This window comes from Buttiauxella brennerae ATCC 51605, assembly GCF_001654925.1.
Lineage (GTDB): Bacteria > Pseudomonadota > Gammaproteobacteria > Enterobacterales > Enterobacteriaceae > Buttiauxella > Buttiauxella brennerae.
The window spans coordinates 315,431-337,700 of the sequence record NZ_LXER01000006.1; the positions used below are offsets into that span (position 1 = coordinate 315,431).

22 protein-coding genes, 1 tRNA gene and 1 pseudogene are annotated in these 22,270 nt (G+C 51.5%); 10 read left to right on the top strand and 14 right to left on the bottom strand.

All coding sequences use genetic code 11. The features are described 5' to 3' along the window. Window positions 1-28: 28 nt before the first annotated feature. The 7 genes and pseudogenes from lldD to M975_RS02690 all read right to left on the bottom strand — a co-directional run bounded on the left by lldD (window position 29) and on the right by M975_RS02690 (window position 5,875). Window positions 29-1,210, bottom strand: coding sequence for an FMN-dependent L-lactate dehydrogenase LldD (lldD, locus tag M975_RS02665; RefSeq protein WP_064557158.1), 1,182 nt, complete (start codon window positions 1,208-1,210; stop codon window positions 29-31). Continuing rightward, window positions 1,207-1,992 carry a transcriptional regulator LldR gene (gene lldR, locus M975_RS02670; RefSeq protein ID WP_064557159.1) on the bottom strand — a complete coding sequence of 262 codons (786 nt, stop codon included), beginning with the start codon at window positions 1,990-1,992 and terminating at the stop codon, window positions 1,207-1,209. The genes lldD and lldR overlap by 4 nt, the downstream gene beginning before the upstream one ends. Then, window positions 1,992-2,072 (bottom strand): annotated as a pseudogene (locus M975_RS23540) (hypothetical protein); the annotation flags it as partial. The gene lldR and the pseudogene M975_RS23540, both read right to left, overlap by 1 nt. A gap of 303 nt (window positions 2,073-2,375) precedes the next feature. After that, complete coding sequence (locus M975_RS02675; protein WP_064557160.1) at window positions 2,376-3,755, bottom strand: PepSY-associated TM helix domain-containing protein; 1,380 nt, start codon at window positions 3,753-3,755, stop codon at window positions 2,376-2,378. A gap of 39 nt (window positions 3,756-3,794) precedes the next feature. Further along, complete coding sequence (locus M975_RS02680) at window positions 3,795-4,220, bottom strand: DUF2946 domain-containing protein (RefSeq protein ID WP_157093319.1); 426 nt, start codon at window positions 4,218-4,220, stop codon at window positions 3,795-3,797. A 114-nt stretch (window positions 4,221-4,334) separates the two neighbouring features. After that, entirely contained in the window at window positions 4,335-5,390 is a 1,056-nt protein-coding gene (locus M975_RS02685; RefSeq protein ID WP_064557162.1) for an NAD(P)-dependent alcohol dehydrogenase, read from the bottom strand. Between the two features lie 62 nt (window positions 5,391-5,452). After that, window positions 5,453-5,875, bottom strand: coding sequence for a (R)-mandelonitrile lyase (locus M975_RS02690; RefSeq protein WP_064557163.1), 423 nt, complete (start codon window positions 5,873-5,875; stop codon window positions 5,453-5,455). 257 nt (window positions 5,876-6,132) lie between these two features. Here M975_RS02690 and M975_RS02695 point away from each other — a divergent pair, with 257 nt between their 5' ends. Further along, complete coding sequence (locus M975_RS02695; RefSeq protein ID WP_064557652.1) at window positions 6,133-7,026, top strand: LysR family transcriptional regulator; 894 nt, start codon at window positions 6,133-6,135, stop codon at window positions 7,024-7,026. Window positions 7,027-7,271: 245 nt separating this feature from the next. On the opposite strand, the gene M975_RS02700 is transcribed toward M975_RS02695, so the two are convergent. Then, window positions 7,272-7,348: transfer RNA gene (locus M975_RS02700), tRNA-Arg, on the bottom strand. 186 nt (window positions 7,349-7,534) lie between these two features. On the opposite strand from M975_RS02700, the gene folD reads away from it, so the two are divergent. Together folD and ybcJ are read left to right on the top strand one after the other, a co-directional pair. After that, entirely contained in the window at window positions 7,535-8,401 is an 867-nt protein-coding gene (gene folD / locus M975_RS02705) for a bifunctional methylenetetrahydrofolate dehydrogenase/methenyltetrahydrofolate cyclohydrolase FolD (protein ID WP_064557164.1), read from the top strand. Window position 8,402: 1 nt separating this feature from the next. Then, window positions 8,403-8,615 carry a ribosome-associated protein YbcJ gene (gene ybcJ, locus M975_RS02710; RefSeq protein WP_064557165.1) on the top strand — a complete coding sequence of 71 codons (213 nt, stop codon included), beginning with the start codon at window positions 8,403-8,405 and terminating at the stop codon, window positions 8,613-8,615. 80 nt (window positions 8,616-8,695) lie between these two features. Here the strand turns inward: ybcJ and M975_RS02715 are convergent, their stop codons facing one another. After that, a complete protein-coding gene (locus M975_RS02715) occupies window positions 8,696-10,249 on the bottom strand; it encodes a peptide MFS transporter (protein ID WP_064557166.1) in 1,554 nt (517 codons plus the stop codon). Between the two features lie 342 nt (window positions 10,250-10,591). Here M975_RS02715 and M975_RS02720 point away from each other — a divergent pair, with 342 nt between their 5' ends. The 3 genes from M975_RS02720 to malI all read left to right on the top strand — a co-directional run bounded on the left by M975_RS02720 (window position 10,592) and on the right by malI (window position 13,929). Next, window positions 10,592-11,119: a metal-dependent hydrolase gene (locus M975_RS02720; protein ID WP_064557653.1), complete on the top strand. Its 528-nt coding sequence runs from the start codon at window positions 10,592-10,594 to the stop codon at window positions 11,117-11,119. 207 nt (window positions 11,120-11,326) lie between these two features. Continuing rightward, window positions 11,327-12,826: a PTS transporter subunit EIIC gene (locus M975_RS02725; protein ID WP_064557167.1), complete on the top strand. Its 1,500-nt coding sequence runs from the start codon at window positions 11,327-11,329 to the stop codon at window positions 12,824-12,826. An 86-nt stretch (window positions 12,827-12,912) separates the two neighbouring features. Continuing rightward, window positions 12,913-13,929, top strand: coding sequence for a Mal regulon transcriptional regulator MalI (gene malI, locus M975_RS02730; protein WP_064557168.1), 1,017 nt, complete (start codon window positions 12,913-12,915; stop codon window positions 13,927-13,929). Window positions 13,930-14,004: 75 nt separating this feature from the next. On the opposite strand, the gene rnk is transcribed toward malI, so the two are convergent. Together rnk and M975_RS02740 are read right to left on the bottom strand one after the other, a co-directional pair. Beyond that, window positions 14,005-14,415 (bottom strand): nucleoside diphosphate kinase regulator, encoded by a 411-nt coding sequence (rnk, locus tag M975_RS02735; RefSeq protein ID WP_064557169.1) that lies wholly within the window; start codon window positions 14,413-14,415, stop codon window positions 14,005-14,007. Window positions 14,416-14,574: 159 nt separating this feature from the next. Next, window positions 14,575-15,951, bottom strand: coding sequence for a GntP family permease (locus M975_RS02740; RefSeq protein WP_064557654.1), 1,377 nt, complete (start codon window positions 15,949-15,951; stop codon window positions 14,575-14,577). Window positions 15,952-16,239: 288 nt separating this feature from the next. On the opposite strand from M975_RS02740, the gene M975_RS02745 reads away from it, so the two are divergent. Beyond that, window positions 16,240-17,070, top strand: a complete 831-nt coding sequence (locus M975_RS02745; RefSeq protein ID WP_064557170.1) for an alpha/beta fold hydrolase — start codon at window positions 16,240-16,242, stop codon at window positions 17,068-17,070. A gap of 44 nt (window positions 17,071-17,114) precedes the next feature. Here the strand turns inward: M975_RS02745 and M975_RS23065 are convergent, their stop codons facing one another. The 3 genes from M975_RS23065 to idnO form a co-directional block, all read right to left on the bottom strand. Next, on the bottom strand, window positions 17,115-17,264 hold the full coding sequence (locus tag M975_RS23065; RefSeq protein WP_167350517.1) for a hypothetical protein: 150 nt from the start codon (window positions 17,262-17,264) through the stop codon (window positions 17,115-17,117). A 106-nt stretch (window positions 17,265-17,370) separates the two neighbouring features. Continuing rightward, entirely contained in the window at window positions 17,371-17,844 is a 474-nt protein-coding gene (locus M975_RS02750; RefSeq protein ID WP_064557171.1) for a NanQ anomerase/TabA/YiaL family protein, read from the bottom strand. A 9-nt stretch (window positions 17,845-17,853) separates the two neighbouring features. Beyond that, a complete protein-coding gene (gene idnO / locus M975_RS02755) occupies window positions 17,854-18,618 on the bottom strand; it encodes a gluconate 5-dehydrogenase (protein WP_064557172.1) in 765 nt (254 codons plus the stop codon). A 194-nt stretch (window positions 18,619-18,812) separates the two neighbouring features. Between idnO and M975_RS02760 the strand changes: the two genes are divergently transcribed. The 3 genes from M975_RS02760 to M975_RS02770 all read left to right on the top strand — a co-directional run bounded on the left by M975_RS02760 (window position 18,813) and on the right by M975_RS02770 (window position 22,268). Further along, window positions 18,813-19,805, top strand: a complete 993-nt coding sequence (locus M975_RS02760) for a LacI family DNA-binding transcriptional regulator (RefSeq protein WP_064557173.1) — start codon at window positions 18,813-18,815, stop codon at window positions 19,803-19,805. 144 nt (window positions 19,806-19,949) lie between these two features. Then, window positions 19,950-20,897 carry a 2-hydroxyacid dehydrogenase gene (locus M975_RS02765; RefSeq protein ID WP_064557174.1) on the top strand — a complete coding sequence of 316 codons (948 nt, stop codon included), beginning with the start codon at window positions 19,950-19,952 and terminating at the stop codon, window positions 20,895-20,897. Between the two features lie 57 nt (window positions 20,898-20,954). Further along, on the top strand, window positions 20,955-22,268 hold the full coding sequence (locus M975_RS02770; RefSeq protein WP_064557175.1) for an MFS transporter: 1,314 nt from the start codon (window positions 20,955-20,957) through the stop codon (window positions 22,266-22,268). The last annotated feature ends 2 nt before the right edge of the window (window positions 22,269-22,270 follow it).

The window sequence follows — 22,270 nt, forward strand, 5'->3', positions numbered from 1 at the left end:
ACTTACAACCGGGCGAGCATCAGTTTATTTAAAACCCAACCGCCATGCTTTGTGGCGAAAGGATATCTTTCAGCCCTTCTCGCACCAGTAACTCCGGGCTGATTTCAGCGATGGTTTTAACACCGGTCAGCGTCATCGCCACACGCATCTCTTTTTCAATTAAGTTCAGCAGGTTGGTTACGCCCGCCTGGCCGTGGGTTGCCAGCGCATACAGATAAGCGCGGCCTAACAGACAGGTATCGGCTCCGAGCGCAATCATGCGCACCACGTCCAGCCCACTGCGGATACCGCTATCGGCAAGGATCGCGATATCTCCTTTGACGGCATCTGCAATGGCGGGCAGGGCACGGCACGATGAAAGCACTCCGTCGAGCTGGCGGCCACCATGGTTTGATACCACAATCCCGTCAGCCCCGAAGCGCACCGCATCTTTCGCATCTTGCGGGTCGAGAATACCTTTGATGATCATTGGGCCATCCCAGAACTCACGAATCCACTCCAGATCACTCCAGGAAATTGACGGGTCAAAATTATTCGCCAGCCAGCCAATGTAATCTTCAAGCCCGGTGGGTTTACCCAGATAAGTTGAGATATTCCCTAAATCATGCGGGCGACCATTCAGACCCACATCCCATGCCCATTGCGGATGCGTCACCGCCTGCCAGTAACGGCGCAGTGCGGCATGTTGACCGCTCATACCTGAATGCGCATCGCGGTAACGAGCACCCGGCGTCGGCATATCAACGGTAAACACCAGCGTCGAACAGCCAGCGGCTTTGGCGCGCTCCAGCGCATTGCGCATAAAACCACGGTCTTTTAAAACATACAGCTGGAACCACATCGGGCGGTCGATTGCTGGTGCCACTTCTTCAATTGGGCAAACAGAAACAGTAGAAAGCGTAAACGGAATGCCTTTGGCAGCTGCCGCTTTTGCTGCCTGCACTTCGCCACGGCGGGCGTACATTCCGCATAAACCAACGGGGGCGAGCGCTACGGGCATCGATAGCGTTTCGTTAAACAGTTTGGTTTCAAGGCTTAATGCGGACATATTTTTTAAAACGCGCTGCTTTAACGCCACCTGCGCGAGGTCTTCAACGTTGCGGCGCAGCGTGTGTTCGGCATAAGCCCCACCGTCAATATAATGGAACAAAAATGGCGGTAGAATACGCTTTGCAGCGGCGCGGTAGTCAGATGCAGCTGAAATAATCATGGATTTTCGTCCCTTATTACGTCGGTGTCTTCATCAGGCAGGCGGCTGATTCGCGCCTGTCGGGCTTCGTCTTCATGCAGGTTTTTGATTGTGATGTGGACAAAACCGAGGTGTTTTTTCGCCGCAAGGCGAGCACGTGCCGGGTCGCCTGCCAGAATGGCCTGCAACAGTTCGTTATGCTGTTCGGTGAGACCAGCAAAAATTGCCGGTACGGTGTACATGCGCTGGCGGCTGTGCATCACAGAGGATTGCAGCAAATCGAAAAAACCGCGCATCGTCTGGAGTAGCACGATGTTGTGCGAGGCTTCGGCAATTGCCAGGTGAAAGCGCACGTCAGCCTGGGCTGCGAGATCCGGGTCGTCGCTCTCTTTGAATTTCACGGTAGCGTCAAAACAGGCGATGAGTTTCTCTTTATCGGCAGGTGTTGCCCGTTGAGCGGCATACCAGGCGGTGCTGGCTTCTATCGCGTGGCGTGCTTCTAAAATGTCGTAACGGTAATTGGGGTCATCTTCCACCAGTGTTTTCAACGGCTGGACGATACGTTGCTCCGACCACGCCTGAACTTCGTAGCGCACAAATGTCCCGCCACCGCGGCGGCTAATCAGAATGCCTTCGCTAATTAGCTTTTGGATAGCTTCGCGAATTGATGAGCGCGACACACCCATTTCTGCCGCAAGCTGGCGTTCGGCGGGCAACCGCATGCCCGCCTCCAGTTTACGCTCGCTAATTAATGCTTTAACACGCTCGACCAGGTGGTCGGCCAGGCGCGGTTGAGTGCTCATCAAGGAATCATCCAGGTTAAGACATAAGCCTGAAGTGTGGTGAGGACACCGACCATACAGGTGAAAATCAAGCTGTGTTCGGCTTGTTGCCAGGCTTGCATGCAGGACTCTCCAGAACGTGATGTGCTTATTATTTTTCGACTGATTGGTAGGACCAATGCGGCGATGTAGGGTAGTTAATGTGTAAAGGTTAATCTTTTGTTAATTATTGGCAATATTCGTGTTGTGTATTTTGTCAATAAGCGTGAGGTGGTCACGTTTTGGAAGTGATTGGTAGGACCAATATTTGAAGGGAACCCTCACCGCGGCCCTCTCCCCCAGGAGAGGGGGAAAACCGGACAATCCCCTCTCCCTGAGGGAGAGGGTTAGGGTGAGGGGGAAAACTACGAAATCTGCAATCTCAATGCGCTCTTGCGCCAGCGCACCACATCCACCGTGATAAACAGCAACAGGCTGGCACCCATTACTGGCAGGCAGTAACCGAAAAGCAGCGCGATAATCACCACCCCAGCACGCCACGTGCCAGGCAGTGCCAGCCATGCTCCACACAGCGTTTGTGCGGGGTTGCTCGCAGAAGCCGCCGGGCGTTTTAACCACCACATCCGGTAACCGAGAACCACCATCGCACACAGACCCAGACCAAACGTCGCCAGCAACAGCTGGTTTACCAGCCCGAAAAGCACACCCATGTGGGCATCAATTCCCCAGCGCGTCAGTTTGGCCACTAACGGGAAATCAGCAAACCAGGTACGGTCAATCACCCTGAACGTTGTGGGATCGACGGCAGCAGTATCGACGTGTGTCGGCCAGGCGCGGTCAATTTCAGTCACGGTCCAGGCTTTATCTGCCGAGCGGGCAGGGCGAATCTCTATTTTGGTGGATTCGATACCTGCTCCGCGAGCGGCGGTAAGTACGTTATCCCAGGTGCTGTCGTCTGTTTGCGGCATGGTCATGCCAGGCATCATTGCGTGATGTTCCGCGTGCGGGTCGTGGTGCTGATGCCCGGTTTGCGCGACTAACGCAGTATTCACCTGTGGTGTCATCCAGCCCAGCGCGCTTCGCATCTTGTCAATATTTACGCCTGCCCATTGCGACCAGGTGAGTCCGGTGGCAGAGAAAAACAGCAGGCCAAGTAACAGCGCAGCCCCCAGAGTGATGTGCCAGTGCCGCGCTTTTCTTTGCGGAGTTTGCCGTACTTTACGCATTCTTTTTGGCCTGGAAGTCAGCCACAAAACCACACCGCCAAGCGTTGCAACCCATAGCCAGGACGCAGCAAGTTCACTATAGAGTCGGCCAGTATCGCCCAACAGCAATTCACGGTGAAATTGATCAATCCATGTGCGCAGCGGCAGTACACCGCTGGTGCCGTACACCGTCAGATCGCCCTGAATGGCAAGCGTGGAAGGTGAGACAAAAATGGCGCGGGATTCAGACTCGCCAAGTTCAGGGTCAACAAACTGCACGCGCGTGGTGTCGCCCGGCTGAGGTGCAGGCCGCACGGCAAAGATGCTGGCATCTTCGCCTGTATATTTTCGAGCGGCAGCTATTTGCTGTGAAAGTGACTGGTTTGCACCCGTATCTTTCGTGCGCAAGGCTTCATGGTAAAGCGCATTCTCAATTTGGGGCGTTAACACATAGAGCGTGCCGGTGAGGGCCGCAACGAAAATAAACGGGCCGATGAACAGGCCAATATAAAAATGCAGGCGACGCAATAGCGTCAGCAGCGCGCCACGGCAGGCGAGCTGGGATTGATTCACAGACATGGTTATCTCCAGTAAAACTGTGACGTTAAATGAGTTTTTTTAACGAAACAGTGCAACAGGAGGGGCGCGGGGCAGTGCTTCGGCGTCATCATGCTGAGCCAGAAGCGGGGCAATAACCGGGGGAGGCGGCGCGCGCGAAATACGCCACGCCAGCCAGATAAACGGAATAAATAACCAGACGATAAGCGGAATATGCAGCAGGAGTTGGCAATATCCGCAGGCGATATCGTCCATCAAAGATGTGCCAGCACCCGGTAATAAATGGGAAGAAACAGGCATTTCCATTGCGCCCATTTCCATCATCATGGCGCCTGAATGGCCCATCATATGATGCTCACCGTTCGTCGTCGCACGTCGTTGCTCCAGCGATTTTGAAATCACCGGGGCGATAAAAAGCATCAACATCGCCAGTAAAGCGATTGCTGAAGGCCATTTACGATGTGAAAGTGAGAAAAGTGACGACAACCGTGCAATCTACCTGATACCCATATTGTTGCGTGATTGTATATGAAGTGTGATGGTTGAAGGGAGGTTATAACCAGAAAACCCCTCCCTTTTTTACAGAGAGGGTCTGAGCCATCAGGCTTTTAGTGTCGCCATATCAATCACGAAACGGTACTTCACATCACTTTTCAGCATCCGTTCGTAGGCGGCGTTGATATCCGACATATTGATCATTTCAATGTCAGAAACAATCCCGTGCTCACCACAGAAATCCAGCATTTCCTGGGTTTCTTTAATGCCACCAATACAGGACCCGGCAACCGAACGGCGACCCAGGATCATGGGCAATGTGCTGACCGGCGGCTCAATATTGCCCAGCAAACCGACGTACACCAGCGTGCCATCCAGCGTCAGAGTTGGCATGTACGGGTTAATGTCGTGGTCGTAAGGGACGGTATCGATAATCAGGTCGAACTGATTTTTCACCGATGCCATTTGCGCATCGTCGGTTGAAAGCACAATGTGATGGGCCCCTAAGCGGCGTGCATCTTCCTCTTTGCTGGCTGAACGGGTGAACAGCGTGACTTCTGCGCCCATGGCATTTGCCAGTTTAAGCGCCATATGGCCGAGGCCACCGAGCCCGATCACAGCCACATTGCTACCTTCGCCTACATTCCAGTGGCGCAGTGGCGACCACGTGGTAATACCCGCGCACAGCAATGGGGCCGCACCTTTGAGATCCATACCCTCAGGCATTTTCAGCACAAAATCTTCCGAAGCTACAATCGCTTGCGAATAACCGCCGTAGGTCGGCAGGTGATCGTGGCGATCAATGCCGTTGTAAGTCTGCACGTTGCCTTCTTCGCAGTACTGCTCAAGGCCCTCTTTACAGGGATGGCAGATACGACATGAATCCACCATACAACCGATACCGGCGTAATCACCCGGCTTGAATTTTGTTACGTCACTGCCAACGGAGGCTACACGGCCAACGACTTCATGGCCCGGCACCACAGGATACTGGCTGAAACCCCAGTCATTACGGGCCTGGTGGAGGTCTGAGTGGCACACGCCGCAGTACATCACTTCGATCACTACGTCATCAGGACGCGGCGAGCGTCGCATAAATTCGAATGGAGCAAGTGGAACCTGTGCGGATTGGGCCGCATAACCGAGCACTTTCATCGTCATGTTTGTTCTCCGAATTGAGAGGCTATACCCAAAATAATTGAAGTTGCTTCAAGGCGGCAACTTCAAGAATGAAGGGTATCTTTTTTGTATTGATCGTCGCTGACATGCTCCATCCATTCGACGGGGCTGCCGTTGAGTGATTCAGCAATGGCAATATGCGTCATGGCATTGTCGGGCGTGGCACCGTGCCAGTGCTTCACGCCTTCAGGGATCCAGACGATATCACCTTGATTCATTTGGCGGATTTCGCCACCCCATTCCTGTAACCAGCCGTGTCCATGGGTGATAATCAGCGTTTGGCCCAGTGGATGGGTATGCCAGGCGGTACGGGCACCCGGTTCAAAAGTGACGGTTGCACCGCCAGTACGGGCTGGTGGCGTGGTCTGGAAAGGAGAATCAATACGGACTTTTCCAGTAAAGTAACTTTCCGGACCAGACTGAGAAGGCTGTGATCCAGCCTGGATGATTTTCATTTTTTCTTCCATTTTTTACTCCACTTCGGCATTCATAGCCGGGGTTAACAAAGATAACGCCAGTCAGAAGTATAGGTAACTGAGAGCAACTGGCAGATAACAGGCGATTAAGACGGTGGCTCACGCTTCGTTGTGAGTTCTGAGACAGCCATGTTATCTGTGCTAATCGCTGCCGATTAGTCTGTTAAATACGAAAGGAGCTATGAGCTGAACTCATGAATCAGCGTATAGTGGTTGCTGGTTTATTTCGTATTAACGGCAGAATGCGCATGTTAAAAGAGAACTTTAACGATCTGATTTCGTTTCTCGTGGTTGCACGTGAACGCAGTTTTACTAAAGCTGCCGCTAAATTAGGCGTATCACAATCGGCATTAAGCCATGCCATTCGGGGTCTTGAAGAACGCCTCGAACTGCGATTATTGACGCGTACTACACGCAGTGTTGCGCCAACCCAGGCCGGGGAAAAACTGGCGGAAAGCCTTGGGCCGCGCTTTGCCGAAATAGAAGGTGAACTGGAAGCGCTGATTGAAATGCGTGAAAACCCAGCGGGCAATATCCGTATCACCGCAGGGGAACACGCGGTGGATTCCGTTCTGTGGCCGGTGCTGAAATCATTTCTCGGCGAATACCCGGATATAAAAGTAGAAATTACGGTCGATAACACACTGACGGATATTGTGGCTGGTCGGTTTGACGCAGGTATTCGCCTGGGTGAGCAGGTAGCCAAAGATATGATTGCAGTGCGCATCGGCCCGGATATGCGCATGGCAGTGGTTGCTTCGCCTGGCTATCTCGCTAAAAATGGTTCGCCACAAACGCCGCAGGATCTGCAAAACCACAACTGCATTAATATGCGACTACCTACCATGGGCGGTCTGTATGCCTGGGAATTTGCTAAAGACGACCGGGAGTTACGGGTGCGCGTCGATGGGCAATTGACGTTCAATAGCCTGCGCCAGCGCATTGATGCCGCAGCCGTCGGGCTTGGCCTGGCATATGTTCCGGAAGACTCGGTCGCAGAGGCTATTGCTCGTGGTGAGCTGGTAACATTGCTGGAAGAATGGTGTGCTCCATTCCCGGGTTATTACCTGTATTACCCAAGCCGTAAACAACACACTACGGCGTTCTCTTTATTTGTTGAGGCGCTAAGGTTTAAACGTTAATCGATGATTATCAACCCGCTCAGATGCTTATTAATATATAGCGTCTGATTTATAGCGTCTGATTTTGCTAAATAACTGCGCTTAATATCGCTCCACTTCAATATCACCTTATTGAACCTGAGGGTACCCCCACCTAAGTGTAGGTTGCAATAGACATAGGGAGACGTAGAAATAACAAGATTCCTTGGTATGACTGGATTCTGTGGGATTTAGTAGACTTGAAAAGACGCTGGGAGAAGTCGAAATGGTACGCCCTACAGGGCTCGAACCTGTGACCTACGGCTTAGAAGGCCGTTGCTCTATCCAACTGAGCTAAGGGCGCACTGAATCCCTTTCGGGAGCATTGCGGACTCGGATTATACGGTCCGCGCCCTTTGAGTCAATGGCTTTTCAACTACCTGCGCGACAATTAAGCATAAATGCTAACAATGCCTGACAGCGAGCCGCGCTTCTGACAAAATACCAACAATCCCCTTTCTATTTCATTACAGACGGAATACTTCGACTGATGGCAGCAAAGATTATTGACGGTAAAACGATTGCGCAGCAGGTACGGCTTGAAGTTGCTGAAAAAGTGAAAGCCCGAATTGCCGCAGGAAAACGTGCGCCAGGACTTGCAGTTGTTCTGGTTGGTGAGAACCCTGCATCGCAGATTTATGTCGGTAGTAAACGCAAAGCGTGCGAAGAGGTGGGCTTCCTTTCTCGCTCTTACGATTTGCCGGACACCACCTCAGAAGCAGAGCTGCTTGAGCTGATTGATACCCTCAACGCAGATAAAGAAATCGACGGAATTTTGGTGCAGTTGCCGTTACCTGCGGGCATCGACAACGTAAAAGTTCTGGAGCGTATTGACCCGGATAAAGACGTTGATGGTTTCCATCCTTATAACGTTGGTCGTCTGTGCCAGCGTTCACCGCGTCTGCGCCCTTGTACGCCGCGTGGAATCGTGACATTGCTTGAGCGCTACAATATCGACACCTACGGTTTGAACGCGGTAGTGATTGGCGCATCGAATATTGTTGGCCGTCCGATGAGCATGGAGCTGTTACTGGCCGGTTGCACCACAACCGTCACGCACCGCTTCACCAAAAACTTGCGTCAACACGTTGAGAACGCCGATCTGGTCATCGTTGCGGTGGGTAAACCTGGCTTTATTCCTGGCGAGTGGATCAAGGAAGGGGCGATTGTCGTGGACGTGGGTATTAACCGTCTGGAGAGCGGTAAAGTGGTCGGCGACGTAAATTATGATGAAGCCGCCGCCAAAGCCTCGTATATTACGCCGGTTCCGGGTGGCGTTGGCCCAATGACCGTCGCCACTCTTATCCAGAATACCTTGCAGGCTTGCGAGGAATATCATGATGTCCATGGAGAATAAAATGGCGACCTTCTCATTAGGTAAACACCCACACGTTGAATTATGCGATCTGCTGAAGCTGGAAGGCTGGTGTGAAAGCGGCGCACAGGCGAAAGCGGTGATTGCAGAAGGGCTGGTGAAAGTAGACGGCGAAGTAGAAATCCGCAAACGCTGCAAAATTGTTGCTGGTCAGACAGTGGTTTTTGAAACACTGAGCATTACGGTCGAAGCTTAAACTTCCCGTTTAACCCTCGCTTTCCAGCGAGGGTTTCCCTTCTAAATTAATATTCTTTTATTTCATTACGAGAGTAAAAATCAGGCGTTGGTTACCGGTTTTTGTTCTGTCTTCACCTGGGCATTTTCCAGCATTTTGCGCACCGGAATAATCAGTACGAACAACACAGCGGCGCAAATCAGTAACGCAATGGAACAACGTGCGAAGAGGTCAGGCAGCATATCCAACTGGTCGGCTTTCACGTGACCGCCAATCAGACCTGCCGCCAGGTTACCCAGCGCACTGGCGCAGAACCAAAGCCCCATCATCTGGCCACGCATTCTTTCTGGAGCCAGCAGCGTCATGGTCGCAAGCCCAATTGGGCTCAGGCATAGCTCGCCGAGTGTCAGCATCAGGATGCTTCCCACCAGCCAAAGTGGCGACACACCCGCACCGCCGCTGTTCAGAACATTTTGTGCTGCCAGCATCATCAAACCAAAGCCCGCAGCGGCGCATAAAATGCCGATGATAAACTTGGTGATACTGCTTGGGCGGATGTTATTACGTGCAAGGCGCGGCCATGCCCAGCTAAACACCGGCGCCAGTAAAATGATAAACAGCGCATTGATGGACTGGAACCACACAGCAGGGATCTCAAAATTGCCGATCATGCGGTCGGTGTAGTCATTCGCAAACAGGTTGAACGAAGTGGGTTTCTGCTCAAACGCAGACCAGAAGAAGGCCGCAGAAACCAGCAGAATAAAGCAAACCAGCAGCCTGGCGCGCTCTTTGCGGTTAAGACCCGCGAACATGAACAGATAGATAAAATAGAGCGCTACCGACGCCGCAATCACGTATACCAGCACACTGGCAACCGCAACAGGGTTAATGACGATCACACCTTTTGCAATCAGCGTAACGATAACAGCCACGCCGACCGCCAGTGCCAGCAACCAGCCACCGACACCGTTTTTCTTAGACACCGGGTTGTTCCAGGTTGAATCCAGGCCCACTTCACTGTCGTAGCGTTTCATGGCCGGAACGGCGAACACACGGAAGATAACCAGCGCAACCAGCATTCCGATACCGCCAATACCAAAGCCCCAGTGCCAGCCGTGGGTTTTTATCAGCCATCCGGAGATCAGAGGGGCAATAAACGAACCCATGTTGATGCCCATATAGAACAGCGAGAAACCGCCGTCACGGCGCGCATCGCCTTTTTTATACAGCGTCCCGACCATGACTGAGATGCATGTCTTGAACAGACCAGAGCCAAGAACGATAAACATCAGGCCGATGAAGAACAGGTTGTTACCCATGAACGCGGAAAGCGCAATCGACAGGTGACCGAGGGCAATGAGAATCGAGCCATACCAGACAGCTCTCTGCTGCCCTAACCAGTTATCAGCAAGCCACCCACCCGGCAGCGCCGCCAGATACATACAGCCAGCAAAGATACCGACGATTGCCGATGCGTTTTCACGCGCAAGCCCCATACCGCCGTCGTAAACCGTTGCTGCCATAAACAAAATGAGTAAGGGACGGATCCCGTAAAACGAGAATCGCTCCCACATCTCAGTAAAGAACAGTGAGCCTAGCGGGTAAGGATGACCGAAGAAGGTTCGGCTCTCGTTGTTGTTAACCGAGGATTGCATAAATTCTCCCAAGAAGGTGCGTGGTTGTGTTTATCAGTGGCGAAATGCCCGGCGGGTAGCTGACTTGCCGCTCTTTAATATTCAGCCATTATTATTCGTCGGCGGGATTTGTCTAATGCCAACTGCAGAGTTTTTAGATGAAAAGTCGACTAATGTCTACATTTACAGATTTTATTACGGCAGATATGAGATGTGGATTGGCAGGTTTTGGTGTGGATGTCAGTGAAACGATAAGTTATCAAGGTGAAGGGGAAAATAGTGACCAGTTTCGGATGTTTAGCCTGGTTTATTTTGTTGATCCTAAGCTATTCTGCTGTTTCCGCTCATCAAATAACGCCTTCTATGCCAACGATCATCACTCATGCTGCTGTGCCCGTTTGTTTAGCATTAGGACTGGGTAAAAAAGTCATCCCGCCACGCCTGTTATTGGGCGGCATTGTTCTGGCGATGTTACCTGACGTCGATGTATTGGCATTCAAGTTCGGCGTGGCATACGGCAATGTTTTCGGTCATCGCGGTTTCACGCACTCTTTGCTGTTCGCTTTTGTGGTGCCGCTGCTGTGCTTATTCGGTTATCGCTGGTTCCAGGCAGGGTTTATCCGCGTCTGGTTATTCCTGACCGTTTCGCTGCTTTCGCATAGTTTGCTGGACTCGGTAACCACCGGGGGCAAGGGCGTTGGCTGGTTGTGGCCGTGGTCGGCCGAACGCTTTTTCGCGCCCTGGCAGGTGATTCGGGTCGCACCTTTTGCGCTCTCGCGCTATCTCGAACCCCGTGGGCAGGCGGTGATCTGGTCTGAATTGCAATGGGTCTGGCTGCCAGGGCTGATGATGGCCTTTTTGTTGTTTGTGATGCGCAAAAACCTGCGCTAACTGCTGTTTAATCCCTCATAAAAATCAGGTTAAAACCTGCGCAACTTCAAATATTCGATAACAGTATGGCTACAACTCATATTTTAGTTGCTGGTTAAAAAACGTTTCGTCAGTATAAGTAGAACGTTCTACTAGAACGTTCTACCAACCATAAAAACGCGGAAATAAACAAAACGCGATGGCGACGTCAACACCGGGGGATTTTCTATGAGTTTGTTATCGAGTGTTACAAAATCATTATCAAAGCTATCAATGATAGGCCGTGCATTAATGCTGCCGATCTCTTTGTTACCTGCAGCGGGCCTGTTGCTGGCCTTCGGTGACAAATTCCATTTACCGCTGATGATGAACGCAGGTGGGGTTATTTTCGATAACCTGCCGATGCTGTTTGCGATTGGTTCAGCGGTGGGGCTGGCGGCAGAATCAGGCATTGCTGCGCTGTCGGCGGCGGTGTCTGTTTTTATCATTAACGTCACGATTGGTACGGTGATGCACATTACGCCGGAAATGGCGGCAGCGGGTGGCAAATATGCCATGGTTGTCGGCATCCCAACGCTGCAAATGGGCGTGTTCGGCGGGTTGATTTCCGGCATTCTGGCGGCGTGGTGCTACAACAAATTCCACACCATGCAGTTGCCTGAATTTCTTGGTTTCTTCTCCGGCAAGCGTTTCGTTGCCATCGCGACCGCTTTCTTATCGTTCCTGCTGGGAATGATGCTGCCGTGGGTCTGGTCTTACATTCAGTCGGGGATTGATTCGCTATCGGTCATTGTAAACGGTGACAACCAGGCGCTTTCGACCTTTATCTTCGGCCTAGTTGAGCGTGCGTTGATCCCGCTTGGCTTGCACCATATCTGGTATCCGTCTTTCTGGTATTCGTTTGGTGAATACACAACCAGCGCGGGCCAGGTTATTCATGGCGACCAGACTATCTGGTTCAAAATGCTGGAAGAGGGTGTGAAATCCTTCAGCAGCGACAGCTACCAGAACGCGGGCAAATTCATGCAGGGCGAATTCCCGTTGATGCTGTTTGCACTGCCGGCTGCGTGTCTGGCGATGTATCACGAAGCGAACACCAAAAATAAGAAAATTGCCTCCGGTATTCTGTTCTCTGCGGCGCTGACCTGTTTCCTGACAGGCATCACCGAGCCGGTTGAATTTACCTTTATCTTTGTCGCACCCATCCTTTATGTCTTCAACGCAGTAATGGCTGGCTTGTCTTATATGTGTATGTATCTGCTACATGCGCATATCGCCAAGTCGTTCTCGGCGGGGATGATTGACTACATCTCCTTTGGGATCCTGCCGTCGTTTAACGGTTACCAGACAAACTTCCTGTCGGCAATCATCGTCGGTATCCCGATGGCGCTGATCTATTACTTTACCTTCCGTTTTGTGATTCGCCGCTTCGATGTGAAAACGCCAGGCCGCGCAGATATTACTGCCAACGCTAACGATAAAACTGACACTGAACTTGCTGGCGATATTATCGGCTTGCTGGGCGGTGCAGAGAACATTAACTCGGTTGGTTCATGCATTACGCGTCTGCGTCTGGAAGTGGATAAGAGCGATAAGGTCAATAAAGACGGGCTCAATAGCCTGGGTGCGCGCGGCGTAGTGTTTGTCGGTGATTCGGGTATTCAGGTGATATTTGGCGCACGAGCACAATTCATCGCCCAGACGATGTCCACAATGATTGGCAAATAATTTCCCCGTCATCCTTCAAGCCGCCGATATGTTTATCGGCGGCTTTATGGTATTGATAACAAGGATATTTGGTGCAAAGGAACGGGATGAAAAAGGTCAATATTATTGATGTGGCACAACTGGCGGGAGTTTCTGTCTCCACAGTCTCTTTAGTGCTGCGCCAAAAAGGAAAGATCTCGGAAGCAACCATCGACAAAGTGAATGCGGCCATTAAGCAGCTTGGCTATGTCCACAACGTGGCGGCGGCGAATCTGCGTTCCAGTACCTCAAACCTTATCGGCCTGATTATCCGTGACTTCAACGACTCTTTTTGTGTGAATGTCATGGCGAGTGTGGTCCATTATCTTGAAAAACAAGGCTATATGGTTTTTCTTGGTCATCCGCAGGACGACGTTCAACAGCTACAGCAGTGCTTAACATCCTTTTCGCAGCAAGGCGTGGCGGGTGTTATTTATCTGGATGCGAATCACCGTTTAGCGGCCATTCCGGCATTGATTGCCGAATGCCCGCTACCGACGGTTATCATTTCTGAATCAACGGTAAGTACCCAACGTGATGTGATTGGCCGGGATAATCGCCAGGCGGGAAACCAGGCAACGCGTTACCTGATTGACCGTGGACACAGAAATATTGCCTATCTGGGCGGTACGGCAGCGAACCTGATGCGTGAAGAACGCCTGCTCGGTTATCGCAATGCACTGGCGCAATACGATTTACCGTTCCGTGAAGAGTGGGCCCCGGTTTGTGAAAATGATACCGAAGCGGCGGCACGCTTAACCCGGCAGTTGCTTGAGACAAATAGCAAAATCACCGCAATGCTTTGCCATTCGCCTTCCGCCATTATTGGCTGCCTGAATGGGATTGCGCAGGTTGGGCGAACCGTTGGGAAAGACGTGTTTTTGACCCAACAGGTATCGCTGATTGGTTTTGAAGACATGATGCACATTAATCTTACCTCACCGCGCTTTACCTATGTTTCGGCATCCAGCGAAGAAGCAGGGCGACAAGCGGCAACGCTAATCGTGAATAAAATTAAAACGCCAACGTTGCCTGCGCAAAAGATCATTATTTCAGGGGAATTGGTACAGCGGGAATCGGCTTGACCCATTCATACTTCGAGTTGCAGCAGTGTTGGCTGCAACTCGAATTATTCGGGTTTCGTTTTGAGCAACAGATCTCTAACGGTGATACTCGCCCGCAGCTTCCGGCTGATATTGCAGCTCCAGCACTTCCAGATGCGTCTGGTTACCGTTCGGTAACGTCCAGTTAATTGTCGCACCAACACGTAAACCCAGCAGTGCTGCACCAACAGGTGCCATGACTGATAACTGAGTGTCGCTATCGGTCAGGTTTATCGGGTAAACCAACGTGCGCACATGCTCTTCCTTCGAGGACAAATCGCGGAATCTCACGCGACTGTTCATTGTCACGACGTCGGCTGGGATATCTCCAGGCTTACGCATTTCTGCTCTGTCCAGTTCTGCGTTCAGCACTGTTGCTACCGGCTGGTTGGCAAATTGTGGCTGCTCCAGCAAACGGTCAATACGCTCGGCATCGAGTTCATTAATGATAATGGCTGGTCTGGACATATTTCTCTCCGTGTAAAAAAACAGGCATTCATGTGCCTGATGGGGACCTTACAAAAGAAAACCCTCACCGGTTAGAGTGAGGGTTTGGTCTGTACTGATGATACTGAGCTTAACACTTAGATTAAAGTGACTTCAGTCACAGTTTAGTAACACCACAATTTACAGAATAATGCTGCCGACCAGCGCGAACAGGAAGGCGATGGAACCGATCAGCGTTTCCATCACGGTCCAGGTTTTTAGCGTTGTTTTCTCATCCATCTCGAGGAAACGGCCAACCAACCAGAAGCCAGAGTCGTTAACGTGAGACAACACTGTCGCACCGCCTGCAATCGCCACCACGATGAAACACAGGTCGAACTGGCTCAGGCCTGGTGTTGCTGCAACCATTGGTGAAATCAACGCGGCTGTGGTTGTCAGTGCTACGGTTGCAGAACCTTGTGCCACGCGCAGCGCGGTAGAGATAACAAACGCGGCGACGATAACTGGCATACCGGTATCAGACAATACACCTGCCAGCGCATCACCAATGCCACTTGCACGCAGCACGCCACCGAACATACCACCCGCACCGGTCACCAGAATGATGCCGCAGATTGGGCCAAGCGCACCATCACACACCTTTTCCAGATGCTGGCGGCTGTGGCGACCACTGAATACCGCAAGCGCAAAGAACACGGTGATCAGCAGGGCGATTGGGGTTTTACCTAACATGCGCAGGAACTGAACCACGGTATTGTCGGCCGATACCCAACCGAGTACGGTGGCGGTGTTCAGGCCGGTATCGAGGAAAATCAGCACCAGCGGCAGCAGCAGAATCGATAATACGGTGCCAAAAGATGGCGGCTGGTGGTTTGGATCAGCTTCGACATTACCGAGGAATGAAGAAGGCAATGGTACTTCGAATTTCTTGCCCGCGTACAAACCAAACAGATAGGCACCCAGATACCAGGTCGGGATCGCGATAACCAGGCCAACAATGACCAGAAGACCGATGTTCGCGCCGAGCAATTCACTCGCAGCAACCGGGCCCGGGTGGGGTGGTAGCAGGGCGTGCATAACAGCAAATGCACCCGCAGCAGGCAGGGCATATTTCAGCGTAGAGCCACCAAATTGTTTTGCCACACTGAAGATAATCGGCAGCATCACGACCAGGCCCGCATCAAAGAAGATTGGGAAGCCAAACAGCAAAGAGGCGACACCAAGCGCCAACGGAGCACGGTGTGAACCAAATTTCCCGACAAGTGTGTCTGCTAGCACTTTAGCTCCACCGGAAATTTCCAGCAGGCGGCCAATCATGGCACCGAGGCCAACCAGCAGCGCAACGCCCGCCAGTGTGCTACCAAAACCACCCAAAATAGTCGGGACAATTTTATCAAACGGCACGCCAGTGACCAGGGCGACAACAACACTCACAAGGGTTAATGCTAAGAATGCATGCACTTTGAAGCGCATGATGAGAATAAGTAGGAGTACGACTGCACAAGCTGCGATCCCAAGTAGGGTCCCTGCGCCGTAATGTGCTGTTATTTCGGTCATATGTTTGTCCTCTGCGCCGAATTTATAGGCAAGATATGCATTAAGCATAATTCACCAGATCTCTGATACCGGTAACATGATATCGGTAACATGCCGCTGTCGGGAATGGAGTGCACCATGTTTATTAACATTTTGAGAGCAAGTTCAAACTATCGAAAGAAACCGTCCATAAGCCGCATTGATTAATTGCTGACCGTAAATAAACCTGCCATGGGCAAAACTTGCATTACTCTTTATAAGCACGTTTCACTCAGGCCTTGTGCGGTCATCACCTGAACCGGAGATATCATGAGCCATTACGACAAACTCACGTTAAAGGACGGCAGTTCTCTTTACTTTAAGGATTGGGGAGAAGGACAACCGGTAGTATTCAGCCACGGCTGGCCGTTAACGGCGGATGCGTTTGAAGACCAGATGTTTTTCCTTGGGCAGAAAGGATTTCGGGTTATAGCTCATGATCGGCGCGGACACGGGCGCTCATCGCAAAGCTGGGACGGAAATAACATGGACCAGTACGCCGATGATCTTGCCGAACTGACCGCGCATTTGAATCTCAAAGATGCGGTCCACGTTGGGCATTCAACAGGCGGCGGGGAAGTGGCGCGTTACATTGGCCGCCACGGCACCAGTCGTGTGGCGAAAGCTGTGTTGATAAGCGCGGTTCCACCCATCATGGTGAAAACCGATTTCAACCCAAACGGTGTCCCACTTGATGTGTTTGATGGGATCCGCGAAGGTGTGCGTGCTAACCGCGCAGACTTTTTCAAAGAGCTGACTTTACCGTTCTACGGTTATAACCGCTCGGGGGCTGAAATTTCAGAAGGTGTCAGAGAGAGTTTTGTTGAGCAGGGTATGCAGGGCGGAATCAAGGCCTTGTATGACTGTATTAAAGCGTTCTCGGAAACCGATTTGCGCGAAGATCTGAAGAAAATGACCATCCCGACGCTGGTTATTCATGGGGATGACGATCAGATTGTCCCGTTCGAAACCTGTGGCAAAGTGACCGCCGCAACGCTACCGGATTCAATATTCAAAGTTTATGAAGGTGGCTCGCATGGTATTTGCACCACGGAGAAAGACCGGGTAAATGCGGATTTGCTGGCGTTTTTGAAGGGCTAGAAAGCATTGGCGGATAAGCGCAGCCTTATCCGCCATTTGCCATTTCATTTGCCTGCCACCGGCAGCATTATCTCTTTCAAAATCTCATAGCGCTGTTGGGGGGATAGCCAAATCAAACCCAACAGCTTATGTGCCTGGCCTTCACGTTCAAACTGAGCTTTTAACTGCAATAAATAACGTTTCGTAGTGTTCATGATTACCTCCGTATTTGCCAGACAAAGCATATGTCTACAAAACCGGAACTAATAGTGAACTGATTATTTTTTGTCTTCCGTATTTAGTCGAAAAGCCTGCATGAAGCTAACGGCTCAGTAAGCTCACATCAATCTTTGCCACAATTTTCCTGAGTGCAGCAGGTGTATTGAGCGTCGCCATTGGGCGATGAAGCTCGCCGGGGAAGAGGATCGTGAGGTCGCCTGGCAGCAGTTTAATCAATGATTCACTGCCCATACCGGTGAAAAAACCGATATCGCTTTGCTCGTCGAACTCACCGTCTGGCTGTTGCTGCTGCTCTACGGGCGCGGCACCAATAATCTCTTCGCCTTCCAGTACGATATGCACGTCAATATAGCGGGCATGCAGTTCGGGGCGTTGTTCTTCCAGCCGTTTAGTTTTGCCATCAAACACCGAGAAATAGATAAGTTCGCCTTCAATCGGGTATTTACCGTTGGCTAATTGCAGCGGTTCGTTTGCGATAATGGCTTGTAGCGCATGGCGAATAACCTGCGGGTAAACCGGGTTATGGGCGGCGTTGCTGAGTTTATCAATAATCATATTTCCCCCTTACACCGCAACCAGCATGCCGCCATCGACAAACAGCAGGTGGCCATTGACGAAGTTTGATGCTTTAGACGACAAGAACACCGCCGCTCCAATCAGTTCCTCCGGGTCGCCCCAGCGAGCCGCTGGCGTGCGCTTGCAGAGCCACTGGGTGAAGGCTTCGTCATCGACCAGCGATTTAGTCATGTCGGTTTTAAAGTAGCCAGGTGCAATTCCGTTAACCTGAATGTTGTAACGCGCCAGTTCAACGCACATGCCGCGGGTCAGCATTTTTACGGCACCTTTTGCAGCGGCATATGGCGTGATGGTGTCACGGCCCAGCTCGCTTTGCATCGAACAGATGTTGATAATTTTCCCGGCCTGGCGTTTCACCATGCGGCGTGAAACAGACTGGGAAACTAAAAATACCGCTGTCTGGTTAACGGCAATAATATCGTTCCACTCGTTGAATGGAAATTCAGTAAAAGGATGGCGTCGCTGAATGCCTGCATTATTAATTAATACGTCAATCGGGCCGATCTCTTGCTCAATATTTTCAATTGCATTTTCTACTGCGTCAGGGGCCGTGACATTAAATGCTGATGTCCAGGCGGTAAAACCTTTATCACGTAATTTCATTGCAGCATTTTCGGCGCGTTCAGCAGTAATATCGTTGATGATAATTTCAGCGCCTTGTTCTGCCAGACCTTGCGCTAATAAAAAACCTATTCCCTGAGCGGAACCGGTAATTAATACGCGTTTATTATCGAGCGTAAATAAATTCTTCATGGTCAATTCCTGTTAATGCTGCGTAGTATTTAATACCTCCTATCAAAGCGGTTCAGACCATTCAAAACTGTGAAGTAGATCACTGAGAATCGTGTTACGCCAGCATGATACCTGGAGTGTGAAGCGCAGCGGCTTTTCTTTTCTTGAGAATGCGAGGCATAATCGTTTTTCTGCGGGGTTATCAGGAAAGCCAGATGAAGTACCAGCGCATTACATTGCAGGATATTGCCGCCCTTGCCGGGGTGACAAAAATGACCGTCAGCCGTTATTTGCGCACGCCGGATAAAGTTGCCCCGGAAACCGCCGCCCGAATTGCTGAAGTAATGGCAGAAGTGAATTATATGCCGGACCCTGAAAACAGGGCGCTGGCGAGTAATATGCAGCCGCGCATTGGCGTTATTATTCCCTCATTTCATAACCAGATTTTTGCCGATTTACTGGCCGGTATCGAGTCCGTAACAAAGCCGATGGGCTACCAGACCCTGGTGGTTAACTATGATTACGACCGCGAACGCGAAGAAGAGCAAATTTCCACGGTATTAGGTTTCAACGTTGCCGGGTTAATTCTGACGGAAACCGTGCATACGCTGCGGGCCGAGAAGTATCTAACGGCCGCCGGGATCCCGGTTGCTGAGGTGATGGATCTGGTGGCTGACAGCGGGCGAATTAATGTCGGGTTCGATAATTTTCGCGCAGGCTTTGATATGGCCAACATGCTGATTGCCAGCGGTAAGAAGAGAATTATCTATTTTGGTTCGATGGCTGATGCGCGTGACATCAAAAGATATGAAGGCTACTGCAAAGCGATGGCTGATGCGGGGTTGGCTGATGGGCGACTGATGCCAAATAAAGTCTCGTCCATCAGCGTGGGCACCGGAATGATGGCGATGGCGCGCCAGATGTACCCGGATATGGACGGAATATTGTGTACAAATGATGACCTTGCCGCGGGCGTGTTACAGGAGTGTCAGGCGGCCAACATTTCTGTGCCCGCGCAGATGGGCATTGCCGGTTTTCACGGGCTGGAAATCGGCCAGGTTACCGCGCCAAAACTTGCCAGTGTCGTGACGCCACGCTTTGAGATAGGCAAAGTTGCCACGGAAATTTTACTTAAGAAAATCAATAAACAACCGACCATTGAACAGGTCGATTTGCACTATCGTTTGTCCCTGGGCGGCACGCTTTAGCCTCCAAAATGCTGAAACGATCACGCTAACGGTAACACGCTTTTCTAACATGAATTCGCGTGACCTGCGTCGCAAAACCCTGCGCTTAAAACGGTTTTGATGTTAAGCAGAAATTTTGACTTAACTGACTTAACCGGGGGACACATGTCACAACCTACCCAACACGTATTACTGATTGCTCCTGTGATGGATGCGCTCCAGCAACAACTGGACGCGCACTACACCGTACACCGCCTCTATCAACAACCCGATGCAGCCGCCTGGCTTGCTGAGAACGGTGCAAACGTGGGGGCTGTCGTGACCCGAGGCGATGTGGGCGTTACCAGCGCCGTGCTGGAAAACCTGCCTCAGGTTGGCGTGATTGCTATTTTTGGCGTTGGCACTGACGCGGTGGATCTTGAATATGCACGCCGTCGCCATATTGCAGTGACGGTGACTGCCGGGGCATTAACCGATGATGTCGCCGACCTTGCGTTCGGTTTGTTGCTCAGTAGTGCCCGCCAGCTCTGCCTGGGGGACCGTTTTGTGCGCGAAGGGCGCTGGTTACAGGAAAGCCCCGCGCTTGCAACACAGGTGAGTCGTAAACGTATCGGCATTTTTGGCATGGGCAATATTGGCCGGGCCATCGCCCGTCGCGCCAGCGGGTTTGATATGGATATTTATTACACCGACCGCCAGGCAGATAACACGCTGCCGTATCACTGGTGTGATGATGTATTGAGCCTTGCTCAGCGCAGTGACTTTTTTGTCGTTGCCGTTTCGGGCGGAAAGGAGAGCCAGGGGATTGTGAACCACGAGGTATTCCAGGCGTTACCGGCGCATGCATTAGTGATTAATATCGCCCGCGGCAGCATTATTAACGAGCCAGATTTAATTGCCGCTTTACAAAATGGTGATATTGCGGGTGCAGGCCTGGATGTTTTTGTTGATGAGCCTAATGTGCCAGCGGAATTTATCGGCATGGATAATGTGGTATTACAGCCTCATGTCGCCAGTGCGACACATGAAACACGCCAGCGTATGAGTCATATCGTATTTGAAAATGTTCAGGCCTATTTTAACGGTCAGCCATTACCGCACCGCATAAATTAATTATACCGCGCCCTTTGTTAAGAAGGGCAATGACTTTAATTGTCACGGAAAAATACCATGGAAAATAAAATACCCGGCACTCGTTGGTGGCGTGTGGTCGCACCTATTTTAATCGCCTGCATTATTTCTTTTATGGATCGGGTGAATATTAGTTTTGCACTTCCCGGCGGAATGGAAGCCGATTTAGCAATTACCAGCCAGATGGCCGGGCTTACCAGCGGGATATTTTTCATCGGCTATCTTTTTTTGCAGATCCCCGGTGGGCGTGCGGCAGTCAACGGCAGTGGCAAACGGTTCATAGCCTGGTCGCTGGTGGCCTGGGCGATCGTTTCTATCGCCACGGGTTTTGTCACCAATCATTATCAGGTTTTGGTGCTGCGCTTTGTGTTGGGTGTGGCCGAGGGCGGCATGCTACCCGTGGTGCTGACGATGATCAGCAACTGGTTCCCGGATAAGGAAATCGGCCGGGCGAATGCTTTTGTCATGATGTTTGCACCGATTGGCGGCATGGTGACGGCCCCTATCTCGGGTGCGATTATTCAAGGTTTAGACTGGCGCTGGCTGTTTATCATCGAAGGTTTGCTGTCGATTGTGGTGCTGGCGGTGTGGTGGGTGTTGATTAGCGACCGCCCGCAGGAAGCGCGTTGGCTGCCAACGGCTGAGCGCGACTATTTACTGGCCGAACTGGAGCGTGACCGTCAGGCGCGCAGCCTGAAACAACCCGTCAGTAAAGCACCGCTGCAGGATGTGTTCCGTAACAGCAGCTTAATGAAACTGGTGGCGCTTAATTTCTTCTACCAGACCGGGGATTATGGCTACACGCTGTGGCTGCCGACTATCCTGAAAAACCTGACGGGCGCGAATATGGCAGGGGTTGGGTTGCTGGCGATAGTGCCCTTTGTGGCAACGATTATCGGCATCTACGTGATTTCAACGCTCAGCGATAAAACCGGGAAACGCCGTTTGTGGGTGATGGTTTCACTGCTCTGTTTTGCCGCGGCACTGCTGGCCTCGGTGGTTTTACGCCATAACATTATTGCGGCGTATATCGCACTGGTGGTGTGCGGCTTCTTCCTTAAAGCGGCAACCAGCCCATTCTGGTCGATTCCGGGTCGTATCGCATCACCAGAAGTCGCCGGTGGGGCGCGTGGTGTAATAAATGGTTTGGGGAATTTGGGCGGATTCTGCGGGCCGTGGCTGGTGGGGATGATGATTTATCTTTACGGGCAAAACGTGGCGGTATGTGCGCTGGCCGGTTCGCTGGTGATTGCCGCACTGATTACCTTAACCTTGCCGAAGAACTGCGATCTGACTCCGAATAACGATAAGCCAGTCGCAGATAAATCAGCTAAACAACCCCATGTTGCTTAACC